Origin of the sequence: Pseudomonas sp. PDM03, assembly GCF_014852385.1 — a bacterium.
Classification (GTDB): domain Bacteria; phylum Pseudomonadota; class Gammaproteobacteria; order Pseudomonadales; family Pseudomonadaceae; genus Aquipseudomonas; species Aquipseudomonas migulae.
Genome location: NZ_JACVBM010000053.1, coordinates 1 through 335 on the forward strand (window position 1 = coordinate 1; position 335 = coordinate 335).

Genomic DNA, 335 nt, shown 5'->3' on the forward strand with positions numbered 1-335 from the left:
CATGACTGGGGTGAAGTCGTAACAAGGTAGCCGTAGGGGAACCTGCGGCTGGATCACCTCCTTAATCGACGACATCAGCTGCTCCATAAGTTCCCACACGAATTGCTTGATTCATTGAAGAAGACGAGAGGCCAGCCTTTAAGGTGGTTTGTTTTGTTCGAGTTTAGAAATGAATATTCCAGTGTGAATATTGATTTCTAGTCTTTGACTAGATCGTTCTTTAAAAATTTGGGTATGTGATAGAAAGATAGACTGGATAACACTTTCACTGGTGTTTATTCAGGCTAAGGTAAAATTTGTGAGTTTAATCGCGAATTTTCGGCGAATGTCGTCTT

Annotated in this window: 1 rRNA gene; it reads left to right on the forward strand. The window is 41.2% G+C overall.

Annotated elements, in window-relative coordinates:
* A 16S ribosomal RNA gene (locus IB254_RS29370) occupies positions 1-64 on the forward strand; the annotation flags it as partial.
* Between the last annotated feature and the right edge of the window lie 271 nt (positions 65-335).